Below are 22,606 nucleotides of genomic sequence, written 5' to 3' on the forward strand. Positions count from 1 at the left end.
ACGCCTGACCGCCATTGCGCCACCCCGGCCTCACGGCCCCCTGACAACGCAGGCTGGCCGACATGGACACCGGGTCGACGCCATCAGTCGCCTCTCGCGACACCACCGCTCACCGACGACCGACGTCGACGTCGACGTCGACGTCGACGTCCACCGTTCTGATACGCCACGCTGACCTTCGCGCTGACACGACCAGAGACGGACGGACACGCTCCGCAGCCGCGGCCGGGGGAGAGGACGCGCCACCGCGGCGCGGGTCCGACGACGCCTCCCAGCCCGTCTCACAGCGCTGGACAGCGAACAGTGACAGACCGCGATCGGCTGGACGCCCCGCCTGTCGGCGTCCACGGGGCGTGGGGTGCGCCGGCATGCCCCGGCTGACAGCGTCCGTCCGCCGGGCCGTGACGGTCTGACGAGCCGCCGTCCGAATGACAGATCCCGGAGCCGGTGCCCCCGGTGACGCCGCTGCTGTCCGGCGAAGCGGACAGCGGTCTGACAATGCCGGCCAGCACCCCGTGTCATTGGCGTACGCCGCTGGTGTGGCCGAGGTGGCCGTGACACTGGGCGGCTGACAAAACTGGAACGATCGACGGCTCTGGCAGCCTCCCGATAGTGATCCGACCCATGGAGCCGGCGCCCGCGTGAACATCCCGGAGCCCCAGGACAGCCAAGCGGACGGGAACCGGCTGTCAAAGATTCGTGAGATCACCGTGAGAGGGGCAGGTGTTCGCCACAGCTCACAAACACCGGTTTGAGGGTGTCAGCGCACCACGGCGCGGCGCGGAGCCGACACCACATGAGCGAGCACACGCCGCAGCACCACAACCCGCATCCCGACCCCACCGCCGACACCGGCCCGCTGGCCGAGGTCGACCCCACCGCGATCGACCTGGTTGCCGGCGACCCGCCGGTACCGCTCACCGTCTGGCGCACCGCCCGTATCCCGGGCGACGCCGGACGCAGCATCGGCGCCCGACTGGCCGGCCGCCTCATCGCCGCCTACAGCCGCCCCGGCGAGGCGGTCGTCGACGTTACCGGCGACCACGCCCTCACCCAGGCCTGCGTGGCCGGAGCGCGCCGTCACCACCCGGCGTGGTTCACCGACGCGTGCAGCCTGATCATCGGCCCGGCCACCGCGGCCCCGCCCGCCGGCACCACCGGCGGCGGCGCGGAACCGGGGGAGGAGGACGACCTGCCCGAGATGGGCGCCTGGTTCGGTGACGATCTCACCGACCCGCAGCTGCACCCGCCGACCGGCACGGCGGCCGACCCACCACCCGGCGGCTCCCTGCAGCAGGCGACCAGTCTCGTGGTCGCCTGCTGGCCCCTGCACGAGCACGCCGCCGCCAACCGGGTCCGGCTGGCGTGGCTGCTGACCGCCTGCGCCGCCCTGCTGCAACCGGGCGGCTGCCTGATCCTCGTCGTCACCGTCCCGACCGGCACCACCGCCAGCCCGGAAGACTTCTCCGGCATGGTCCAGGCCGCCGCCAGCGTCGGACTGGGCTACCTGCAGCACCTCGTCGCCGTCACCGCCGACACCGACGGCGACGCCTTCGTCTACCACGTCACCGACGAGGAACTACTCACCCTCACCACCACCGACCAGCGGTGGCAGATGGCGCACCTGCGCATCCACGCGGACCTGATGGTCTTCAGCCGATCCCAGAGCCGCGCCCCGCGTGGACGAGGCGGGCGCGAGGGCGGTGGTCGCCGTGGCTAAGCACCACGCAGACACCGCCGGCGACCCCAACGAGCAGAGCACACCGACCGCCGCCACCATCGACCCGATCGGAGGCCATCGGGCTGCTGCTGGCGCTGAGGGCCTGACGGTGTGGGCGACGGCCCAGGCCACCGGACCGGTCCAGCGCCGAGGCCGGTACGTCCGCGAGTCCGTGCAACACCCGGCGCGGATGCTCCCCGCGATCGCCGCGCACGCCGTCACCGCCTACACCCAACCGGGGGACCTGGTGCTCGACCCGATGTGCGGGATCGGCACCACCCTCGTCGAGGCCATCCACGCCGGCCGCGACGCGATCGGCGTGGAGTACGAGTCCCGCTGGTCCGACATCGCCGACGCCAACATCAAACACGCCCACACCCAGGGCGCGACCGGCCGGGCCGGCGTCATCCGCGGCGACGCCACCAGCATCCTCTCGCTCGTACCCGCGGCCCTGACCGGGCAGATCGCCCTCGTCGTAACCTCGCCGCCGTACGGACCGACCGTGCACGGCCTCGTCCGGCCCGGCACCGACGGCGTGGCCAAGTTCGACAACGCCTACAACGACGGCACCGACCGCGGAAACCTCGCCTACCGCGACCTCACCGGCCTCGCCGACGGGTTCGCCCAGATCCTCACCGGCTGCCACACCCTCCTGCGCCCCGGCGGGGTCGTCGTCGTGACCGCCCGCCCGTGGCGCAAGCACGGCGAACTCGTCGACCTCCCCTCGGCCGTCATCGGCGCCGGAATCCGCGCCGGCCTCACCCCCGTCGACCGGTGCGTGGCACTGCTCGCCGCCATCCGCGACGGCGGGCTCGTCGCCCGGCCGTCGTTCTTCCAACTCCAGGCCGTCCGCAAGGCCCGGGCGGCCGGCACCCCCATGCACCTGATCGCACACGAGGACGTCCTCGTGTTCAGCAAGAGCCAGACCGACTCGCGTTCAGAGAGCCTGAAGGACACCCTCGGGGGAGGGATGGTCGCGTGAGTAGGCCTACCCACCGCCACCCGAGTCGCGCGGCGGGACTGTACAGCTGCTGCCGTCTGCTGTTGGCCGCGCGCGGTGAGCCCTCGCAGTTCGACGCGGCGGAGGTGCGTGATTGACCACCGACCCGCACCGCGCATCGGATCCCTGTGCACCGGATACGGCGGCCTCGACATGGCCGTCGAGCTGGTGCTCGGCGGCCAGCTCACCTGGTACGCCGAAACCGACCGGCATGCCGCCACCGTCTGCGCCCACCACTGGCCCGACGTGCCCAACCTCGGGGACATCCGCACCATCGACTGGACCGACGTGCCACCCGTCGACATCCTCACCGCAGGCTTCCCCTGCCAAGACATCTCCAACGCCGGCAAACGCGCCGGCATCACCGGTGTCCACAGCAACCTGTGGACAAGCGTCGCTCACGCTGTTCGCGCTCTTCGACCGCCCGTCGTCTTTGTGGAAAACGTCGCCGCCCTCCGCACACGCGGACTCGACGTCGTCCACGCCGACCTGGCCGCGCTCGGGTACGACACGAGCTGGCTATGCCTACGCGCATCCGACATCGGCGCCCCGCATCGACGGGACCGGCTGTTCCTGCTCGCCACCACCGGAGAGGGGAGAAGAGATACGAACGCTGCCGACGCCCTGTGCCCGTGACGGCAAAGGACCCGGGCACCAGCGCGGTCTGCCCGACGTCGTCGCCTCGAGCGGCATCCGCCACCAGCTGTTGCCGACCCCACCCGCGAGCGACACCGGCACCCCCGGCCGCCGCGCAGGTGACGGTTTCCGACCGCCGCTGTCACAGGTGCTCCTCCCCACGCCGCGCGTGACGGACAGGCAGAAGGATTGCCCCGGACAATGTGGCTCCCACGAGGACGTCCCCCTGCCGTCTCTGGTGCCTGGCCTATCGAAGCCCCGAACCTCCTACACGGGAAGCGCCGGCCACCATGGCGACGAGGACCCCGACCTACGCACCGCCCCCGCCCAGCTCAGCAGCGACGCGCTCGGAAGACCCGACGAGACCACGTGGCAGATCTACGCCCCGGCGATCGCACGCTGGGAGCTTCTGATCGGCCGTCCCGTTCCCGCGCCCACCCAACCCGGCCAGCACGGCAAGCCCGTGCTCGCACCGCCGTTCGTGGAATGGCTCATGGGCCTACCCGCCAACTGGGTCACCGACCCCACCCTCGATCTCCCACGCACCGGCGCGTTGCGCGTCCTTGGCAACGGCGTCGTCCCCGCCCAAGCGGCGACCGCCCTGCGCCTTCTGCTGTGCCGCCACCACTGACCACCCGCGGGCTCTTCGCAAGCCGACCAGGCATCCGCCCGCGAAGAGCCCGCCCCACCCGCGCCTGCGAGGAGCCCACCGTGCGCGACAACCCGCACCGCCCCCGACGACGCCCACCGCCGTCACCCACACCCGCCCACGCGACAGGACACCACGACGAGCAGGAACCCCGCCTCTACACACCAGCCGAAGCCGCAGCGCTGCTGCGCATCCCGGAATCCTGGCTACGCCGCCGCGCCGGGCGCCGCCAAATCCCCTGCACCTTCCTCGGCAAACACCTGCGCTTCTCCGCCGCCGACCTCGCCGCCCTCATCGCCGCCTCCGCCGAACCGGCCACCGGCCGGCGCACCCACCGGCGCCGCCACCCGCCAGCGCCGACTTGACCCAACCCGCGAAGTCACGCGTCCATCACCGACGCACCGCACCCGCACCGAATGGAGTAACCCATGGCCTGGGTGGAACAACGCGGCATGAAGTTCCGCGTCCGCCTCCGCATGACCGACGGCACCGTCACCACCGACTCGACCCATGACCGGCGCGCCGACGCCGTCATCCGCGCCAAAGAAATCGACGTCGAAGTCGCCCGCGACACCTTCATCGACCCCCGCGGCGGACGGATCCCCCTCGCCGAATGGGTGCCCATCTGGGAGTCCACCCACCAGGCGTCCCCCGCGACCTGGGCCGCCTACCGCAGCCACCTACGACTGCACATCCTGCCCACCCTCGGCCCCCTGCCCCTGGTCGACATCCGCCGCCAACACATCAAGACCCTCGCCGTCGCCCTCGGCAAACGCCTCGCACCCCGATCCGTCGCCGACGTGATCATGGTCCTGTCGATGGTTCTGCAAGAAGCCGTCGAAGACCGCCGGATCCCCTTCAACCCCTGCCGAGGAATCCGCATCCCCAAAGGCATCCGCGCCGAACGACCCCACGCCACCGCCGAACAAGTCGCCGCCATCGTCGCCCGCCAAACCCGCCCATCCGACGGCCTCATGATCCTCACCGCCGCCTACACCGGCATGCGCTGGGGCGAACTCGCCGGCCTGCACCGAGACAACCTCGACCTCACCCTCGGCAGCATCTACGTCCACCCCGACACCGGCGCCCTGCACGAAGTCGAAGGCAAGCTGTACCTCGGCCCACCCAAAACCAACGACTCCGTCCGCCACATCCGACTACCCCGCTTCCTCACCAACCTCCTCGCCACCCACCTCGCCGAACACCCCCACCACACCGTCTTCCCCGGCGCCCGCGGCCACCACCAACGCCGCTCCAACTTCAACCGCCGCGCCTGGACCCCCGCCCTCACCGGCGACCCCCAACGAGACATCCCGCCGATCCTGCCCGGCATGCACTTCCACGACCTACGCCACACCCACAAAACCTGGCTCATCGAAGACGGCATCCCCGAGATCGCCCAGGCCCGGCGGCTCGGCCACCGCCTCGCCGGAGTCAGAGGCATCTACAGCCACGTCACCGAACCCATGATCACCAACCTTGTCGACGCGCTGCAGAAACGCTGGGAGACAACCCAACCCGACCGCCCCAACAGCACGCTACGGCACCTCCGACCGGTCGCCTGATCACGCCGCCAAGGCGACACACTGCCCGGCCTCGGAGCACTGACCCTCCTAAATGACCGCGGCCACAGAGCCAAGACGCCGACCGCGACTGTCAGAGGAGCGGCTCACCAGGCCCCGCTGACCTCGAGCACTACCCTCACCCGAACGCCTTTACAAGGTCTACGGATCAGACGGTGGCTGATATAGCCGCTGGTACTCACAGGCATGTCCGGAAGGCCGCGGCGTTCACTGCTGGTTGTGAATGTCTGCTCTGTTGATGGATGTTTGCCGGGGCGGTGAGGCGCAGTGTATCGATTGGCGGTTTGCTGCGGGGAGGTTGTTGTGGCTGTTGGTCGGGGCCCTGATCGGCTGGGGCGGCGGGGCCTGATGGTGGTGGGCGCCGGTTTGCTGGTTGCGGCTGGCGTGACGGCCGCATTGGCGAACTTTGTGCCGTGGTTTGTGGCTGCGGCCTTGGGTGCAGTGTCTGGTGCCGCTGGTCTGTATGGGGGCGTGTTGTGGCAGCGCCGGGGTGAGCTCTTGGCGCGGGAGGCTGCGTGGCGGGCGGTGACACTGGCCAGCGTAGAGGGCGGAGATCGAGCTGGCGTCGACGACGCCGCTGTGCTGGCGTTGCTGTCGGCCGGCCGGGCATTGGTCCCCTACAGCGTGTTGCACGATCCACTGCTGCGGCGGATCTTGCGCTGGGCGGACGGCCAGGGCGACGTAGTGGAGCGAGTGCTTTACGTCGACGGGCCGGCGGGGGTGGGCAAGACGCGACTGCTGGTGGAGGCGGCGGGTCGGAGTGCTGCTCGGTGGGGATGGGCTCGGCGGGGGTGTGGAGCGGAAGCGGTAGCGGCGGCTGCGGGTCTGGGTGGTTCGGTGGTGTTGGTATTGGACGATGCCGAGACGCGCGATGATGTGACGGCGGCAGTGACCGCATGGGCGACGCTTGCTGCGTCAGAGGTCCGACTGGTAGTGGCCAGCCGGGTCGATGCAGTGTGGTGGCCGGTGATCCGGCGGGGGTTGTCGAGTGATGTGGTGTCGGAGCTGCCGTTCCGGGCTCAGGTGACGGTGCCGCCCATAGTGGGTGACGAGAAGGCGCAGCGCCAGATGTTTGCCCAGGCGCTTCGACACTTCACCCCGAAGGGGGAGCCGGTGCCGACGGCGGTCTGGGTGCCGGTGCTGCCACCGCCATCAATCGCGTTGTTGCATGCCGGCGCGGCGTGGGCCGCAGTGACGGCCGCGAGCGGGCAGGTCGATGCTGCTGCGACCGTGGCCGGAGTGTTTGCGGTGGAGCAGAAACGGTGGCTAGCGACGGCCCGGGGGGCAGGAGTCAACGCTTTACCGCAGGAAGTGTTCGGGCAGGCGGTGGCGCTGGCAGCGCTAGTCGGTGCGCCGGATGCGGCGACGGCGCGGCAGATGCTGGCTCGGTTGCCAGGGCTTGTCCGCGCAGGTGAACCGGATAGGGAGGCAGGGCGGCTGGCTGAGTGGCTGCGTGGGCTGTACCGACAGCAGGAGCCGGACTGGCTGGCGCCGCGCCTACCAGCGGTGTTGCTGGAACGCTATGTCACCGACCTGCTTATCGGCACCCCGACCATGGCTGCGGTCTTGAGCGGGGCCACGAGCGGTGACCAGAGCCGCGCTAGGCGGGTCCTGACCCTGCTTAGTCGAGCGTCGGCCCACACGAGTGCCGCACTGCCGGCTGTTGCCATGCTGTTGCGCCATGATCCGGTACCAATGCTCACCGCGGCAATCAGGGTGGCGAGCCAGATGCAAACACCCTTCGACGCGTTAATCGCGGGGTACTTGGCGGCCGATAGCACACATGCGCTGACCGCCGCGCAGATTCAGCAGCTGTACGACCTGATCCCCGCCCCCATGAAGCAACACGTGTTGGCCGCCACCACAAGATGCTTCCTGCGCCTTTACCTTGATCATCCAGATGTTGATACAAACGATCTACACACTCTGCAGGTCCGCCACACCCTCGCCAGCGCCTTGCACAGTCAGGGCCGTTACGCCGAGGCTGAGATCGAGTATCGCGAAGTGCTTGCCATCCAGACGCGGGTCCTCGGTGCGGAGCATCCTGATACCCTGCGCACCCGCTACGGGTTGGCCAACGTTTTGGATAGTCAGGGCCGTTATGCCGAGGCTGAGATCGAGTACTGCGAGGTGTTGGTTGCCTCCAGCCGGGTTCTCGGTGCGGAGCATCCCGACACCCTGCGCCTCCGCCACGGCTTGGCCAACGTTTTGGATAGTCAGGGCCGTTATGCCGAGGCTGAGATCGAGTATCGCGAGGTGTTGGCTGCCTTCACCCGGGTTCTCGGTGCGGAGCATCCCGACACCCTGCGCCCCCACCTCGGGTTCGCCACCGTTTTGCATAGACAGGGCCGTTACGCCGAGGCTGAGATCGAGTATCGCGAAGTGCTTGCCATCCAGACGCGGGTCCTCGGTGCGGAGCATCCTGATACCCTGCGCACCCGCTACGGGTTGGCCAACGTTTTGGATGGTCAGGGCCGTTATGCCGAGGCTGAGATCGAGTATCGCGAAGTGTTGGCTGCCTTCACCCGGGTTCTCGGTGCGGAGCATCCCGACACCCTGCGCCTCCGCCACGGGTTAGCCAACGTTTTGGATAGTCAGGGCCGTTATGCCGAGGCTGAGATCGAGTATCGCGAAGTGTTGGTCGCACTCACCCGGGTCCTCGGTGCGGAGCACCCTGACACCCCGGGCCCTCGCCACGGGCTCGCTAACGTTTTGGATGGTCAGGGCCGTCACGCCGAAGCTGAGATCGAGTACCGAGAAGTGCTTGCCATCCAGACGCGGGTCCTCGGTGCGGAGCACCCTCACGCCCTAGGCGCCCGCTACGGGCTCGCTAACGTTTTGGATAGTCAGGGCCGTTATGCCGAGGCTGAGATCGAGTATCGCGAGGTGTTGGCTGCCTTCACCCGGGTCCTCGGTGCGGAGCACCCTGACACCCTAGGCACCCGCTACGGGTTGGCCAACGTTTTGGATGGTCAGGGCCGTCACGCCGAAGCTGAGATCGAGTACCGAGAAGTGCTTGCCGTCCAGACGCGGGTCCTCGGTGCGGAGCACCCTGACACCCTGCGCACTCGGGCTCGCCAACGTTTAAATAGCCAGGGCCGTTACTCCGAGGCTGAGGCCGAGTATCGCGAAGTGTGAAGGGGCACAGCGAAGTTAACCGGGCACCTCGCGACCGGCGACCGACCGTGGCACCGAGGGAGGAGTTCGGATGCCCGCACCACACCCGCCGGAGTTTCGTCAGCGCGCCGTCGAGTTGGCCCGGCTGCGAAACCAGCCGACCCGGGAGATCGCCAAGGATCTCGGATCTCCGAGTCGTGCCTGCGCAACTGGCTGACCCAGGCCGACACCGACGACGGCACGTGCGAGGGCCTGACGAGCGACGAGCGCAAAGAGCTCGCGGCGCTGCGCAAGGAGAAGCGGCGCCTGGAGGTGGAAAACGAGATCCCGCGCCGGGCCGCGGCCTACTTCGCGCGGGAGAACGGCCTCCCAAAATGATCTACCCGTACACCGGCTAGCCGTGCCTGGGGCCGATGCCATGATCAGCCCTTCATACACGCCGAGTTGGTCAGCCGAGGCAGCCGCACCTGTGCGAACTGGCCGCCTCGTACCACCGCGAGCGCCATCGCCGCCCGCCGCAGCCCGCGGGCTTGGATGAGCCGATATCGCGCTACGCCGAGCGGCTCCCAGTGCCGGCCGCGACAGCCCGCTCTTTCGCCGTGGGACAGAACCTGGAACGCTACATCTGGCGTCGCCAACGCGGCTCGGGGGCGTACAGCTGTTGTTGGATGCGCTATCCACGGCTCGGAGTCAGCTCACGGATAATTGCGTACGCCGGCTGCGCGCACCACCCGCCAGAGGCGCGTCGCACGATCAGTTGCAATGCGCACCGCCCGCTCCGGCTCCTGCGGCAGTCCGGCGAGCACGAGCTGACTCACGAGCCCGGCCACCCGGCTTTCCGATGTCACTTCTGGTTCTGGAACCACCACCCCAAGGTAGGGTCGCCGGAGGGTGCGGGGCGCGATGATCGACAACATCCGGCGCAGATGTCCCCGCTGCGCCACGATCGCTACCGGCGCACCGTCGCCGAAGTGGCCCTCGAGTTCCGATCGCAAGAAGTTGGTCACGGTGTCGATCGAGTGTCGCTCGACCCTTACCGCCAGCTCGGGCACACCCATCCGTAGGAGTTCACGCCGCATGAGGTCCGCTTCGGGAACCCCGAGGAACGACTCCTGTGGGCAGTCGGGCGGCGACCAGGGCCGTCCGCCGTTGTCTGCAGGGGACTTGTAACCCGAACATACGATCCGGCCGCCCCGAACCGCGACCACCTGGTACAGGAGAGCAGCCGTCCGCACGCGGTCGATGCCTCCGGGCGTGAGCTCGATACCGGAAGCTGCGCGCCCCCGACCGGGTACGAGAAGGTGGCTGACGTCGTCGAGCGTCAAGCCTAGTGTGCCGGCGAGGACGTGGAACTCCATGTTCACTATTTCACACCATCGGCCATCGTTCACCAGGCATGGGGCGTTTCCCTCGCCAGCCGCTGGCGCAACCGTTGATGGCGGAAGTCGTAGTAGTTGCCGCGCTTGCGGAGGATGCCCCCGTTGTGGCACGCGCGAAGGAACGTCACGAGCCGCCATGGCAGGCGGTTGAAGGAGGCCAACCAGATGTGGGCGGCCTTGTAGCGGACCCAGACGTTCCAGTACGTCATCGCAATCAGCCCACCCATCGGCGCGGCCAGGAGCCCCCAACGCGCCTCGTCGGGCAGCGCGACGGCGTCATATACCAGGTAGCCGACGCTGAGGGTGATGGTCGCTAGCACCAGCAGTCCGATCCCCGACCGGCGGTCGCCGTGGATGGCTCCCAACGGGTCGGCGGCTCGTGCGCCGGTGGTGGAGTCCAGCTCGGGTTTTGCCCTCAGCACGTGGGCGGCCACTAGCGCGCCAACGAAGGCAACCGTGGGCGCGGCAACGGTGGCCAAGACCACCCCGGTCCAGAACCCGGCCGGCTGCTGACCTAGCAGCCACGCTGGCTGGTCGTCGGCTATAGAGACGGCCACCAGACAGCCGCTATAGGACACAGCCACGAACGGCAGTGCCGCGACCAGCCGCCGGGTGTGGTATCGCAGGTCACCGTCTTTCTGGATCCGCCGCCGCTGGCGCGTGCGTCGAGGAGAGGTGGCCAGACGCCTGCGTTGGTCGACGTCGAGTTCGTAGCCCGGCCGGCCTAGGTCCTCGCCATCGGTCGCTCGTCCGATGGCATAGCCGCGCGCGAAGCCGAAGCCGAAGAAGAGGCCGGCCCAGATGACGAGAAACGCCGGCGCCACAGCCAGGGGGACGATGCGCCCGGCGGTGCCGAGCAGCGCACCAATGGTCGCTGCTGGGAGCACTGCCAGCAAATTCAGCGGCGCATGTCGTGCAATTTCCCAGAATCCGATGACACCCGAGTAGCGACTCAGATGGTGCAACCATCGCTCGGCATCTGGCACCGTGAAGATGTCGGCAGGTGAGTCCGAAGCGCGCCAGCTCAAGGCGGTCCTCGGAAAGACCGAGCGGACAAGACTGCCAAGCAGGTGCTCCTCGACCGCCTCGCTGGTGGCAAGGTCCGTCCGTAACAACTCCATTGGGCCAGGGTGTGCCGTAGATGGACGGTCGGACTCGGCCGGGTCGTAGATGCTCTTGGCAAGCCAGCTCATCAGCGGCGAGGAGAGCGCGATGCCCAGGGGGGACTGGGCATCCGATGTCAGTCGGCGCAGGACGTCATCCCATTGCGTCGGGTCCGAAGACCGCGCTTCGTCCCGCAGATAGCGGCCGACCTCACCAGGTGCGATCGGCGCCAGCACGATGCTTTCGGCGTAACGCAGGGCGGCCCGAGGTCCTGCGCCATTGTGCTCCGGGATACTGGTGAGCACCGCCGACCGGCCCCGCCAGAAGAAGTCGATCTCCTGGACCGCCGCCGCACGCCTGCTGTCCTCGATTTCATCGAACCCGTCAAAGATCGGGACGAGCATGCCGCTGTGGAGAGCGTGTCGGGCCACCTCTAGGCCCGGCCCGTCGTTGACGCCGTAGTCGCCCCGGATGACATCGATCATCCATTCTCTCAGCCGGACCCGGCCGGCAGGCCACCTGGCCAGCGGAAACATGACCGGGAGCCGTTGATCGTCACGAGCGAGTTCTACAGCCAGCCGGGTTGCCAGGGTGGTCTTGCCGGACTGGGACTCACCGAAGATGAGGAGACTGCCCCCATTCGCGACGAAGTTGACCAGCGCCGTCTCGTCGTTTAGGGCCGGCCGCGGAACGTCCACGCGCCCTTCCTGTTGGACCCACGGGACGCTGAGGAGGCCGCGATTGGTCAGGGCATTGTACTGGACGCTGATAGCGCTGCCGATCTGCGACCTGAGCCGTTCGAGCGTCGGATCAGACGAGGGGAAGTTGATGGCGTGGACCTCGCCGACAACATTGACCTGCCGCGCGTTATGCGTAGCCGCGGCGTCGATGTATTGACGATCGCCGGTTGTCACGGTGACTTCAACCTCACATGTTGATCGTCCCAATGGTGCCGGACTGGTTAATCTGTTTGGCATGGTCCCGGGCGACCGCGACGATGTTCGCCAGCCGCCGGTCCTGCTCGGCGTTTCGCACCATCTTCTCCACCGCGTCCTTGAATCCCGCGTCCGTAGCGACGATCGTCGCCACCTCCTCCGCGAGGCCGTCCAGGGGGTGCGGAGTGTCGTCGGTGGCGACTGCATCCACGGCCCGCACGCCGTCCGGCGATACCCGCGACCGGACGAGCTCACCCAACCGGTGGACGGCCTGCCATGCCGCGGATCCGGCCTGGGTACCGAACTCCTCGGTCGCCTTGGCGCCGAGAAGAGCTACTACCGCGAAGCCAATCGTGAGGGGGTCCATTCCGCGTGCCTCTCTAGAGGGATAGGAAGGGTGCAGCGGAAAGCTATCGCATGCACACTTTCCGTAGACATGGTCCATTCGGTCGGCGACGAGCTCTCGTCGGTGCCGACGCCGGCTGAGTGGCGGACCGACGCCGATCATCTGGCCGAGAGGCGCAAAAGCTGTCAGCCGTCTTGGTGCTGATTCCGGCCGGCCCTCACGCGCGCTTTCTGATCATGTGCGACGCCAGGCCCCGGGGCCTCTACCAGTGTTCGTCAACTGAATCGGTGCGAACGGCCGACGAGAAGGGGCCAGGGTTCGAGTCTCGGCGTAGGCAGTCGGTCCGAGTCAGTGGATAACGATCGCTACCGGACTGCTGCACATCTACGCCTCGCCCAGGCGGCATAGCCGAGGTTGCGGCACTCGCCGTGGGAGCAGGGCCTGCGCGGGTCCTCTCGCCGAATGGCACCAGTGCTGACAGCAACGCGCCCGCGCCTGGGCGATCGCTGGCCCGGCTACGGCTACCGGTTGGGGGTCCTGTTCGGAGCGTCGCTTCTGAGTCGGGTACCTGACTGTTGGTGAGCGGATGGGCACCTGGGCGGGTCCTGTCGGTGGGACTTGTTGCCTGTGTGATCGATGTTGAGATGTGGTTGCGGGGCTAGCGTCAGCGGTTCATGGGTGACACGTGGGGGATTGATCTGTGGCGTACCGTTTTAATGCTCCGCCGAATTGGCCGACGCCGCCGGCGGGTTGGGTGCCTGGTCCTGGGTGGAAGCCGGATCCGGCGTGGGGGCCTCCGCCGCCGGGGTGGCAGCTGTGGGTTGCCGAAGCGCCGCCGGCGGTTCCGGTCGCGCCGCAGCAGCCGCCCGCCCCACCTGGAGCGGCCGCATCCGTGCCTGCGTCGGTCCCGATTCCACGTGCTGATGAGTCTGAGATTCCGCTGTTCGGGGCCCGTGGCAAAGCGCGGGAGTTGGCTGCGGAGGTGACGCAGCTGCGGGCGGAGCTGGAGCGGCTCCGTGGGGAGATGAACCGTCTTGGTGTGCTCCCGGCGGTCGAGCTGGAGCAGTATCGAGAGCGGTTGAGGCGGGAGATCGCGGAGCAGGCTGCGGCGGCTCAGGGGCAGAAGGCTGATCTGGATCGCCGGTTGCGTGAGCTTCGTCAGCAGGTCGTGGTGACTGAGGAGACGGCGCTGCTGCAGGAGGCCGGCGTCTACGAGTATCGGCATCCGCTGTCGGATGCGGTCGCCTACCAGGCTGCTCTGGCTGGGCTGCAGGCCCAGATCAAGAGCATGACCAAGCGGGAAGGTGGGGCGGTCCTGGCCGCGACTGGCTGGACGGTGAACGGGTCCGCGGCTGAGGGGCGGGTGATGGTGCGGGACTTCTCCAAGCTGATGCTGCGGGCCTACAACGCTGAGGCGGACAACCTTGTCCGTGGTCTGAAGCCCTACAAGCTCGACTCGGCCGTGGAGCGTCTGGGCAAGGTAGCGGCGATTATCGCCAAGCTGGGCAAGACGATGCACATCCGCATCTCGGAGGCCTACCACCGGCTGCGGGTTCGCGAGTTGGAGCTTACGGCTGACTATCTGGCGAAGGTTGCCGAGGAGAAGGGGCGGGAGCGGGGGGAGAAGGCGCGGCTGCGGGAGGAGCGACGGGTTCAGCAGGAGATCGAACGTGAGCGCGCTCGTCTGGACAAGGAGCGTCAGCACTACGCCAACGCCCTGGCCGCGCTGCAGGCCAAGGGTGATGTTGACGGCGCCGCGCAGATGCAGGAGCGGCTGGCGCAGATCGATACCGCGATCGAGGACGTGGACTACCGGGCCGCCAACGTGCGCGCCGGCTACGTGTACGTCATCTCTAACCTGGGAGCGTTCGGGGAGAAGATGGTGAAGGTCGGCATGACCCGGCGCCTCGACCCGCTCGACCGGGTGAAGGAACTCAGCGATGCCTCCGTGCCTTTCAACTTCGACGTGCACGCCCTGTTCTTCTCCGACGACGCCGTCGGCATCGAAGCCAAGATGCACGCCCGCCTGGCCGACCGCCGAGTCAACCTCGTCAACCAGCGACGCGAGTTCTTCTACGCCACGCCACAAGAGGCCAAGGAACACCTGCTCGAGCTGGCCGGCAGCCTGCTGCAGTACGACGAGGTCCCCGAGGCGCTCGAATACCGCCAGAGCCTGACCCAGGCTAAGGCGGAGGTCATGTAGGGCGTTGCGGGAATAGGCAGTGTCTCGAAGCCGGGTACGGGCATGCCGATGATCGATAGACGATGAGGGAGCGTTTACCTCGGGGACCGTGGCTCGGCGTACGCTGACCCGAGCCGGCGCGGCGCGATGGCTTGAAGGGGACGTGAGATGGTCGAGTGTGCGACTGCGGACCGGCTGATCCTCGTTGACGTGGTGAATCACTGGTTCTACCTGCGACAGCCTACGTTCATCGGCGCTGGACAGACCTATTGGATCGATCACGAGACGAACGATCTCTGCGTCGACCGCGGTGATGATCGCGTTACCCGGCATGCCCGCGTGACCCGGCACGCAGGTTGGATGTGTCGTTAGCCCGAGGTGCACAGCTCGTAGAGTTATAAGGGTCTGCAGCGATCTGCGCTTGCGGCTGAACGGTGGGGTACTGGTGGGAGCCGTTTTGGGAGCCTGCAGGAAGGGAAGCGGAGTGGCTGGCTCGTGGACTGCCACGTCGGCGGCATCCGGAAGGTTCGATCGATAGATCAGTGTCTGCGAGCTGGCGGGAGCTGTGACGGGCTGCTCTACTGGGTGACATGCATGCCCGCCTCCCTATGTACGTCATGCTGGCGGCCGCAGGCGTGATGGTGGCAGGGACCGGCCTCCTGGTCGCCTTGAGGTGCATCGACCAGCCAGGACCGTTCAATGAGTTGATTCTTGGCGTGTCGGGCGGGGGTATGTCCGGGGCAGGTATCCGCCGATGGAGGCGCCACCGCTTGGGCATCAGGGCCGCGCAGGGCACGAGACAGCGTGAAACCTCGGCCACCATCCACCAGTCACCAGCGACGTCGAGCTGAGATGCGACGTGACCTGACAGGCTACAGCGAGCTGATCGGCTCGCGGCACTCTCGTTGCGTAGCCGAATAGGCGGCCACTACCGGCCCGTCGTGGGCGCTGTCTTGGCCTATGGCGGAACTGGGCCCGGCATGACTGGGACCCCTCAGCGATGACGAACTGGCCGCCGATGGTGACGTCCTGGGGCATCCGGTGACGTAGGTCCACGCCCACTACTGAGCCGACGTCGCTGCGCGGCGCAGGTTGCACGTTCGAGCCGAGGCCGCCAGCGATTAAGCCCGGGGCGTGAAGGTTCCGCGGTACAGGACACGGCACGGCCGCGTGGTCAGGACCAGGGTTCTTCGCCTAGCAGGTCGCGGCACGCTGTCTTCAGCTTCTGTTGAGCGTTCTCTGTGGCCGAGGCGAAAGCCGAGAGGCGTGCTGAGTGGGAGGCAAGACCGAGGCAGGTAGGGCGGGTTTCAGGGTCGCTTTCAGGTCAGGGGCATGGCTTCTCGTGGTACGAGACCGATCCGCCCGTCGAGTCGTGCCGGACCTCGAATCGCAGGCACAGAGTCGCGGTGAAGTCCTCCTTGGCGAGGAAGCCGCCTTGGGCTTGCCGAGTGAATCGAGCATCGATCCAGCCGAGGACCTGACCGGCCGTCTCCTCGCCGGAGGAGATCTCGGAGTCCAGGACCTCGTCTCCACTGCGCTCGATTCCACCCCGGAGGTAGCTGACCCCGGCCGTGCCCAACTGCCCGCGGTGGAACGCCGGCACGCCCTCCACCTCACGGGATAGGACATCGGCCGAGCCGTATATCGCCTCTTCGGCGGGATTGCGGTCCGCGCAGCTGGCAACCAGCGCGAGCAGCAGCAGGGGCATGGCTCGCCAACGCGGCCTCCAGGAAGGCATCTGTCTAGCTCCCCGGTCTCGTCTCGATTCCGCCCGGCGCCCGGGCGGTGCGCAATCGATGTGGCACCGACGGATGCGCCGCGGTGCCGAGGACGTGTTCATGGTCTGCTCCGGCGGTCTAGAGGGCATGACCGACGCCATCGAGCAGGTCCGGCCGCACGGCGAAAGCGTTGAGCCAGAGTTGCGGAACAGTGTGGTTCCGGCGCGGAGGAGGCATACGCCATAGTGTCTCAACCTTGTCCTGGAGGCGTTGACCGGTTTCCTTCCTCGTTCGATCGCCTTGGCGCACTGTCGTGCCGCTGACGAGACGCGCCATCGGTGGGGGCGGTCGGTGAAGGTAAGGCAATGGGAGCAGGTCGGGAACGCTTGAGGTCAGCGGTCGCTGGTCGGACGCCGCCGCCCAGGCCAGGCCGCTGGGGCAACCGCCACGAGCCGTTGCTGAACAACCTGCGGGACCGTTCAGTTCAGCCTGCCGCTATCAGCCCGATCACGAGCCCGGGATCGGGGGAGCAGGTTGGGAGCAACAGGGTGCACTGAACGGCCTTCAACTGCACCGAACGGCAACTAACGGCGCGCAACGGCACCCACCCCTTCCTGCGACTTCTCGTTTTTGCAGGTAAGAGTCGGTGCGGCGTCCTGTTTCACACAACTGCACTCAACGGCAGCGAACAGCAGTCAACGGCACTCAATATCGCCTGGTGGGGGAGTGTCCGCAGGTCAGGCCGGTAAAGGGCTTATGGCGGCTCGCACCTTACAGGTGGGTGCAGATTGGGTGCAGGTTGTCGAAGTGGTCACCGCACCCGAAGTGCTCACCCATGCCGGGAAGAGCGGATGGCTTCACCTGCGGCGATGTGGGCAAGCGCCTAGCGTGACCTCCCAGAGAAGACCGAAGTGGTCAGGGTTCCCTGCTCCCTGCCTGGCTGGTGCCCGCTATCGACCTGAGGCCCGTCGAGACGCCAATCACGAGACCGGGCGGCATCGATCTGCGGCTCTGGCTTTGCATCCTGGTGGCGTCGGTCTGGATTCCCGCCCGCCGAGACCGGATCCCGCGAGCAACGCTGTGAACATGGCTTCCTCAACGGAGACCACTTCGGCGTTTCCGAAGGCGTCAGCACTGGCGGCCCGAGCGTCGATGGCCAGGGCGGCGATCTCGGATGGAGCGATCGAGCAGTCCGGCGAAGGTTTCCACCGGCGAGCTCACGTCGCCGAGTATGGCACCCGGGCGAAGGGAGGGCAGCGTCGATCACGAGGCGGCTTGCCGGCCGGGTGCCGCCGATGAGGACCTGCCTCACTGGGAGCCGTACCGCACGCCACGTGCGGAATGCGGAAAGTCGCCAGGCTCGCCCGCTGAGCTGACCGTTCCACCCAGTTGGCGCTTCCGAGGTGCATTGCGGCGGCCTACCGGCGCAAAACCTCGGCGGCTGCGGCGAGTACGGCGGCAGCCATTCCGATTCCCACCGCCCAGGCCGGGCTGTGAGCGGCAACCAGTCCCGCCCCGCCGGCGACAGCGACAGCCGCTGCCAGTCCCCGCCACCGGCGCGGCGACCGCTCGAGCCTCGACACGTTCCCCCTATTCACGCCCCTGTCTCCTACACGTCGCGCCGTTCCAGCCGATCGGCGACGGCCCGGTGAGATTAGGCGGCCAGCGGAGGAATCTGGCGGAGCTCGATGTGCTTCCGGGCCGCACCGACTGAACGGCCCTTACTCGCCGGCCAGCGCGGCAAGGTGCGGGTCGGAGGTGGTCGCGCCAGGCAGAATAGCTCGCAGTCCTCTAACCTCCTCCCCGGCAGGAAGTACACATGGTTGCCCTTCGATCTCGGCGCCTAGAGTCCATCTTCGGCACGGCGCTGGACACCCTCGCCTCGCACCACATCCACGCGCTGGTGACCGCCGGCGTGCAGGAAGCCTTCGACCTGGACTTCAAGCAGACGCTGTACGGCGGGAAGGACCAGGAGAAGCGGGCGCTCGCAGGAGATGTCGCCGCCCTGGCAAACACCGGGGGAGGGGTAATTATCCTGGGAGTCGAGGAGGACGACCAAGCCCGTGCCACGAAGGCGCCGGGTGTCGCCATCTCCGATGCCGAGGTGGCCCGGATGCGCCAGTCGATCGCGTCGCTCGTCGCGCCGATGCCGGTAGTAGATATCCTCACCGTGCCCGAGCCGGCAACCGGCGCCGGCGACGACGACACCCAGCAGGGCTTTATCGTCGTGGCAGTACCCCGCAGCCCTGGCGCACCGCACGCCGTGCTGATCAACGACGGCCTACGCTTCCCCGTACGCAACGGTGCCACGACTCGCTACCTGTCCGAGCCCGAGGTCGCCACCGCCTATCGCAACCGGTTCGCCAGCGCGCAGCGGCAGGGCCAGCGGATCGTCGAGGTCGAGCGGGAGGCGATCAGCAGGCTCGCCATCGACGACAACTACGCCTGGGTGATTGTGTCGCTGGTGCCCGACCTGCCCGGCGACATGATCGTCCAGGACGCGTTCAAGGCCTGGGAGATGGAGATCAGGCGCAGGCCGACTATCACCAACGAGGGCGTCGGGATCAACCGGACGCGTGTCGGACGCCGGCGACTCCTGGCTGACGGGACGAGCAACTACGCAGCCGAGTCCCGGTTCGTCTCGCTGGAGCTGCACACGGACGGCTCCGGGGCCTTCGCGTTGGGGGTCTCCAACCTAGGGTCGCGGAGAGCTACGGCGCAGCGCGGGGGCGAGCCTGACGACTCTGGGCGCCAAGTGGTCACCGACGAGGGGATCGCCGCAGGTATCGTTTCCGGACTTCTCCAGCTCGGTCGGCACGCTCGCGACCGGGCCGCAGCCGGCGGCACCGCCCTGATCCGGGCCCAGCTGCATCCGGTTGGAGAATCGCGGCCAACCACGATCGGCCACACCCGCTTCTACGGCATGGGGGAGACCCGCACTGGCGAGCAGTACCAGGTCAGGGTCGACCCGGCCGAAGCCGCTGCCGCCGTCGACGACCTGGCGCAGCCCGGCCCAGCTCTCATCGAAGCTGCGGCACTGCTGCTGGACGAGCTGGGCCAGGCGTTCGGCGTACCGGAGATGGGCCAGCTGACGCGGGACGGTCGGATCCGCCGAAGTTACTGGAATTCCAGCCGCCAGTCCGAGATCGTCCAGTGGGCCGAGGCGTACGGCATCGAGGTGACCGAGGAAGGCATCTGATCGCCACCCCACGAAGCCCCGGGCGCAGCGTCGAGGCGACGCTTGCGCGACTGGCGGAGGGTAGAGCACGTCGTGGCCGTGACCGACGCGTTCACGACCGGCCGGGTGTCGGAAGACGGGCGGATCGGTTTCGCCGAGATCCGCATGACTGTGTCAATGAATCAAGATGGCATGTTTTCAGTCGAATATCGCACCGTTGCGGCAGATGGTCACCCTGCCGGACGTGGCCGTTGGCTTCCTACCTTGATCCTTTCGCTCGTTTTTTCTTCGAGCGGCCGTCCCTCGATCCCGGCACTTTGCTGGATGGCTCCCTTGCCAAGGTGGTGAAGCCAGGCTTTAACTGTTCGGGTACTCGCTTGAATCGCATTTCTTCGATCAGCCAATCCGGGTCACTGGCGTGAATTGATAGCGTCAGTTCGTTACGGTCAGCGTAACGGCATACGTCAATCATGAGCTCGACGCTCAGCATCCGAGCCTCCCGGCCGCCAAGAACACGAAGCGCCTCGAAGTGCCAGGGAGATGGTCCCATCACCACGGCCAAGGCGAGGCCCTCGGGGCGCTGAAGCCAGCAGTACAGGGCTTCCCTGGAACGCGTCCATCGGTTGAAGGTGTGCCGGCCAGCAAGCCAGAGGCGGCCGAAACCAAGGACGACACAGACCCCGAAGCCCAGCGCCACGTGCCAGGAGAACTCCAGCAGGCTATGCGGCCGTCCCCACGGTACTAGGAAGGCAAGGGCGACGCTCCAGAGGACAACGCTCCTCCTGCGGTCGCGCAGCAGCCCTCTAACGAAGGCCGTCCGGAACTCGCGTTTGTACATCCCATCGATAGCGAGGCTGATGGATGTTGCGCCTGGTCTGTCGGCGGCGTCGCGATGGGCGTTAGCTATCGAATCCGGCTGCTCCAGCACTTCGGTCTGATAGACCTTGGTCAGCAGGCCGCGGAACGAGGCCCGCTGCGTGATTCGGACCTTGCCGTAGGCAGAAGTCTCGATCGTCAGCCGTGCTGACGAATCCACGCTGACGATCGACGTTCGTCCGCATTTCTCGCATTTCCAGGAACCACTCTCACCCGCCTGGAGGGTCCCGATGCGGTCCTTGCCGCAAGCGAGACAGCGCACCAATCGCGCGTTGCGGTGGTGAAATATTAGCCACTGGCGCTTCGGTGCCCCGCCTGCGGATCCGTCGGTATTTGCTAAGCTCATTGTCAGCCACGCGCTCAGGACGACAAGAACCAGCAGAACACTCCAGGTTGCCGCTGGGCGATCCTTGAGCCAGGAAGGCTGCAACTCGGTGGCATAGTTCGTGACAATCGCCAGCGCTGCGGCAACCAGCACGGAGAGAGCGACTAGTGCCGCAGTTGCCCGTCGGTGGGCCGCGGTCCTCGACATCAGGCAAGTATGCCGGTACACCCTGCGGATGTCTTGACCTGAGCTAGGGTTCCGACAAGGTCCCTGACTTTCTGTACGACCCCCATCATCAGCGGCATCGTCGGTGGCAGGCGCTGGCATTCGGGTCTGCCGCTGATAGGGGGTGGCATTCCTGAGCATGTGCGGTTGATGAGCGGGCTGTGAGAGGGGGTCGGGAGCGACTGAGCCCACGGTGGCTGGCCAGGCGCCGACGCCAGCCAGGGCCGCTCGGGTAAGCGGCCACGGTATCTGACGAACGACCTGTAGGACGGCCCGTCTCGCCCTGGCTGCGGCAGCCCGGTCACGGGCCCGGGATCGGGGGAGCAGGTTGGGAGCAACAGGGTGCACTGAACGGCCGTCAACCGCACCGAACGGCACCCGACCGCATGCAACTGCACCCATCCCTGCCTGCATCTTCTCGTTTCCGCAGGTCAGAGTCGGTGCAGCGTCCTGTACGTGAAGTCGGGGTCGTTGCTGGCCTTCCACGTCTTGGTTGCCTGCCACGACACGCCACGCTCGTGCAGGATCCGCCGAATGGTCTCGGCGCTGATCGTCGCCACGTAGCCGGCGTCGATCAGGTAGTCGCGCAGCTTGGCCAGGGACCAGCACGAGAACGGTCGGCCGAGGAACCGGGGGTCGCACCGGGCGATGACGCAGATCCAGTCACGGGTCTGCTCATCGATCCGTCTCGGTGCGCCCCCGTTCCATTTTGGGTCCAGCGCGTCGAACCCCCGCTCGTTGAACGCGTGGATCACGTCCCGCACGTAGTCCTCGGTGGCCTTGAGCAGGTGGGCGATGTCCGGGGCCGGCTGGCCCTGGGCGGACATCAGCACCACGATCGCCCTACGCAGCTTCACCGGGTCCTTCGCCGTGCGGGTGATCCGCTGCAACCGTTGACCCTCGGCCATCGACACCTGCCGGACGAACACCTCCGGCCGTCTACCCACCGGCCACCACCTCCCCTGACGAGTGCTGGGAGACAGCCTGCCCGATCCGTCCTCAGAACCGATGGATTGCACGATCAACGTTCAAAGACGGGGCACTAGACTGCGCCGATGGATGCTGAATTCGCGGCCAACGCCGCGGCCACCGCCGCGATTTTCGGGGTCTTCGGGATCGTCTGGTTCGGCTGGGCGCAGGAGGCACCGCCCAAGGCGTGGCGTCCGTGGCTCGGCATCGGTTCGGTGTTGTCTCTGGTCGCAGCGATCATCGGCGGCATCGTCACCGCACGCACCTGGGACAAGGGCAGTTCCGTGGACGAGAGGACGGGGCCGGTCTTCGGGGTGATCGTCCTGATCGAGGTGGTCCTCTGTGCCGTCGGCGCGATCTGGCTCCGGCGCGCCGGCCGCACCTCCCTGGTTCCGGTTTGGATCGCCCTGATAGTCGGCCTGCACTTCTTCCCCCTAGCGCCGCTTCTGGGGTATCCGGCCCTCGCGATCTGGGCCGCGCTCGTCACCCTGGTCGCGCTCGTCAGCGTCCCTGTCGCCCGACGGTGCGACTTCACCCCCAGCGCCGTCGTCGGTGCCGGCACAGGTGTGGCCCTCCTGGCCGGAGCGGCGACCGCACTGGTGCACGCGCTCACCTAGGTGTATCGCCGGAGTCGCTGGTGCCGCACAGCGCTTGGACGTGTCTG

The 22,606-nt window shown here is 67.5% G+C and carries 16 protein-coding genes; 10 read left to right on the top strand and 6 right to left on the bottom strand.

Annotated elements, in window-relative coordinates; genetic code table 11:
* Positions 1 to 796: 796 nt before the first annotated feature.
* The 7 genes from J3R08_RS08695 (at position 797) to J3R08_RS08725 (ending at position 8,726) form a co-directional block, all read left to right on the top strand.
* The gene (locus tag J3R08_RS08695) at positions 797 to 1,720 is read left to right on the top strand and encodes a hypothetical protein (RefSeq protein ID WP_209960672.1); all 924 of its coding nucleotides are present in this window, start codon (positions 797 to 799) and stop codon (positions 1,718 to 1,720) included.
* On the top strand, positions 1,704 to 2,702 hold the full coding sequence (locus tag J3R08_RS08700; protein WP_209960674.1) for a TRM11 family methyltransferase: 999 nt from the start codon (positions 1,704 to 1,706) through the stop codon (positions 2,700 to 2,702). Before J3R08_RS08695 ends, J3R08_RS08700 begins: the two co-directional genes overlap by 17 nt.
* Positions 2,703 to 2,810: 108 nt before the next feature.
* Positions 2,811 to 3,356, top strand: a complete 546-nt coding sequence (locus J3R08_RS08705; protein WP_069089489.1) for a DNA cytosine methyltransferase — start codon at positions 2,811 to 2,813, stop codon at positions 3,354 to 3,356.
* Between the two features lie 148 nt (positions 3,357 to 3,504).
* Entirely contained in the window at positions 3,505 to 3,987 is a 483-nt protein-coding gene (locus J3R08_RS32640) for a hypothetical protein (RefSeq protein WP_280841872.1), read from the top strand.
* 80 nt (positions 3,988 to 4,067) lie between these two features.
* Complete coding sequence (locus J3R08_RS32645; protein ID WP_209960675.1) at positions 4,068 to 4,370, top strand: helix-turn-helix domain-containing protein; 303 nt, start codon at positions 4,068 to 4,070, stop codon at positions 4,368 to 4,370.
* Positions 4,371 to 4,433: 63 nt separating this feature from the next.
* Positions 4,434 to 5,570 (top strand): site-specific integrase, encoded by a 1,137-nt coding sequence (locus tag J3R08_RS08720; protein ID WP_209960677.1) that lies wholly within the window; start codon positions 4,434 to 4,436, stop codon positions 5,568 to 5,570.
* A gap of 597 nt (positions 5,571 to 6,167) precedes the next feature.
* Entirely contained in the window at positions 6,168 to 8,726 is a 2,559-nt protein-coding gene (locus J3R08_RS08725) for a tetratricopeptide repeat protein (protein ID WP_209960679.1), read from the top strand.
* Positions 8,727 to 9,400: 674 nt separating this feature from the next.
* On the opposite strand, the gene J3R08_RS08730 is transcribed toward J3R08_RS08725, so the two are convergent.
* Genes J3R08_RS08730 through J3R08_RS08740 form a run of 3 tightly spaced genes read right to left on the bottom strand, consistent with a single transcriptional unit; the run spans position 9,401 to position 12,490 of the window.
* Positions 9,401 to 10,063: a YdcF family protein gene (locus J3R08_RS08730; protein WP_209960682.1), complete on the bottom strand. Its 663-nt coding sequence runs from the start codon at positions 10,061 to 10,063 to the stop codon at positions 9,401 to 9,403.
* Positions 10,064 to 10,092: 29 nt separating this feature from the next.
* The gene (locus tag J3R08_RS08735; protein ID WP_209960683.1) at positions 10,093 to 12,102 is read right to left on the bottom strand and encodes a hypothetical protein; all 2,010 of its coding nucleotides are present in this window, start codon (positions 12,100 to 12,102) and stop codon (positions 10,093 to 10,095) included.
* Between the two features lie 13 nt (positions 12,103 to 12,115).
* On the bottom strand, positions 12,116 to 12,490 hold the full coding sequence (locus tag J3R08_RS08740) for a hypothetical protein (protein WP_209960685.1): 375 nt from the start codon (positions 12,488 to 12,490) through the stop codon (positions 12,116 to 12,118).
* Between the two features lie 961 nt (positions 12,491 to 13,451).
* On the opposite strand from J3R08_RS08740, the gene J3R08_RS08745 reads away from it, so the two are divergent.
* On the top strand, positions 13,452 to 14,672 hold the full coding sequence (locus tag J3R08_RS08745) for a DUF4041 domain-containing protein (RefSeq protein ID WP_280841873.1): 1,221 nt from the start codon (positions 13,452 to 13,454) through the stop codon (positions 14,670 to 14,672).
* A 1,303-nt stretch (positions 14,673 to 15,975) separates the two neighbouring features.
* Here J3R08_RS08745 and J3R08_RS08750 read toward each other — a convergent pair.
* Positions 15,976 to 16,359 carry a hypothetical protein gene (locus J3R08_RS08750; protein ID WP_209960688.1) on the bottom strand — a complete coding sequence of 128 codons (384 nt, stop codon included), beginning with the start codon at positions 16,357 to 16,359 and terminating at the stop codon, positions 15,976 to 15,978.
* Positions 16,360 to 18,188: 1,829 nt separating this feature from the next.
* Between J3R08_RS08750 and J3R08_RS08755 the strand changes: the two genes are divergently transcribed.
* Positions 18,189 to 19,568 carry a helix-turn-helix domain-containing protein gene (locus J3R08_RS08755; protein ID WP_064448773.1) on the top strand — a complete coding sequence of 460 codons (1,380 nt, stop codon included), beginning with the start codon at positions 18,189 to 18,191 and terminating at the stop codon, positions 19,566 to 19,568.
* Between the two features lie 238 nt (positions 19,569 to 19,806).
* Here J3R08_RS08755 and J3R08_RS08760 read toward each other — a convergent pair whose 3' ends face one another.
* Entirely contained in the window at positions 19,807 to 20,901 is a 1,095-nt protein-coding gene (locus J3R08_RS08760; RefSeq protein WP_157539195.1) for a hypothetical protein, read from the bottom strand.
* Positions 20,902 to 21,404: 503 nt separating this feature from the next.
* Positions 21,405 to 21,920, bottom strand: coding sequence for a helix-turn-helix domain-containing protein (locus J3R08_RS08765; protein ID WP_082931185.1), 516 nt, complete (start codon positions 21,918 to 21,920; stop codon positions 21,405 to 21,407).
* A gap of 108 nt (positions 21,921 to 22,028) precedes the next feature.
* On the opposite strand from J3R08_RS08765, the gene J3R08_RS08770 reads away from it, so the two are divergent.
* Positions 22,029 to 22,559: a hypothetical protein gene (locus tag J3R08_RS08770; protein WP_047890634.1), complete on the top strand. Its 531-nt coding sequence runs from the start codon at positions 22,029 to 22,031 to the stop codon at positions 22,557 to 22,559.
* Positions 22,560 to 22,606: the final 47 nt, after the last annotated feature.

It is taken from the genome of Micromonospora sp. HB375 (assembly GCF_017872985.1).
GTDB classification, from domain to species: Bacteria; Actinomycetota; Actinomycetes; order Mycobacteriales; family Micromonosporaceae; genus Micromonospora; species Micromonospora chalcea.